This window comes from Oleiphilus sp. HI0132 (assembly GCF_001635845.1).
In genome coordinates this window covers 1-1,379 of sequence record NZ_LWGJ01000017.1, presented here as the reverse complement: position 1 = coordinate 1,379, position 1,379 = coordinate 1, and the positions used below count along the sequence as shown (strand labels likewise).

Annotated in this window: 2 protein-coding genes; both read right to left on the bottom strand. The window is 46.7% G+C overall.

Features of this window, described 5'->3' with window-relative positions:
• Positions 1-72 precede the first annotated feature (72 nt).
• Positions 73-996, bottom strand: a complete 924-nt coding sequence (locus tag A3766_RS00385) for an ABC transporter ATP-binding protein (protein ID WP_068507636.1) — start codon at positions 994-996, stop codon at positions 73-75.
• Positions 993-1,379: NosD domain-containing protein (locus A3766_RS00380; RefSeq protein ID WP_304440914.1), on the bottom strand; the 387-nt coding region annotated here is incomplete at its 5' end. The genes A3766_RS00380 and A3766_RS00385, both read right to left, overlap by 4 nt.

Below are 1,379 nucleotides of genomic sequence, written 5' to 3'. Positions count from 1 at the left end.
TCGCCAAAGTCCAGCGATTGCGGAAGCCATCTTTAAATTCTTTTGAGGCGACAGTTAGTATTTTATCCATATTTATTGCTCTCCCTTGCGAATAAAGTGGCTGTATATTTCCTGCAAGGAAGGTTGCTTGATCTCCAGGTCGCTGATGCTTGTATTTCCCGAGAGTGTTCTAAGGGCGGACATTTTATCTTTCGTCGGCACAAGCAGAGATTGCTGGCCAGCCGCACAGGCGACCGCATTTTGATACTGCATGAGTTCGCTGGGAATTTCATTCGCTGCTAAGCCATGCGCTTTGATCTCGATAGGCAGCTCGCTTTGCTGGCGAAGCGTTTCAAGATTACCCAAGGCTAATTGCTTCCCGCCACCTAGTATCATAGCTCTGTCGATATGCGCTTCAACACCAGGGAGAACATGAGAACAAAGAATCACTGCGCAACCATCGCTTCGTAGTTCGTCTACCGTACGATAAAAATAATCGGTTGCGATAGGGTCTAAGCCAACGGTGGGCTCATCCAGTAATAATAGTTTAGGTTTGCCTAGCAGTGCTTGCGCCAAACCAAGGCGCTGCCTCATACCTTTAAAGTAGGTTTTGACTGCTCGATTTGCTGCAGCTTGAAGGCCAACACTCTCAAGTAACCGTTCAGCCTCGTTCTTTTTAAAGCCTTTAAGTTTGGCGAAGTAAGTGAGTATATCGCGCCCGCTTAGGTGATCATAAAAGCTAACATTTTCGGGTAGATAACCAAACTTCTGGCGAATGTGGTGAGCTTTTTTGTCTCGAGGTGACTGGCCAAGGGTTAGTACTTCGCCTTGACAAGGCTCAAGCACGCCCAGGATGATTTTCATCAGCGTACTTTTGCCAGCGCCGTTATGACCAAACAAGCCAAGCACTTCGCCTGGAGGCAAGTCCAGATTGATTGCCTCGAGTGCTTTTAGCTCGCCATAATGTTTGGAGACTGAGTCAAGCTTAACAACAAGGTCAGAAGAAGGGGACGTCATGGGCTGGCTACCTTACGAGCGGGCGGTGTCATGAGAGGGAAACTATCTCTTACCCCAGGCGATTTAAGTACCGGGAATTGTTTTTGGATATAACGTAGTAACAATACTGCAGGGCTATCCATTAGCATTTTTGCCTGAGGAAACTTCCATAGTAGCTTGTCGATACTGTCATTGGGTTCGAAGTAGGTATCGCCAATTTGATCATTGTTCATATCCCAGCCTAAATAGTCGCTCCAGTAATTACCTTGGGCGTCGAGGCTCCATTCTTGTTTGCGGGTCGCGACGTATTTCACTTGAGTCTGGTTTTTGATAAAGGTGTTTTTAGCAATAATATTGTTCTCGGAACCTGCTGTCAGGTGAATACCGATTTCTGCATTACTCAC

Coding starts and splice junctions, on each gene's coding strand:
- A3766_RS00385 (WP_068507636.1), bottom strand. CDS start 996: ATGACGTCCCCTTCTTCTGACCTTGTTGTTAAGCTTGACTCAGTCTCC.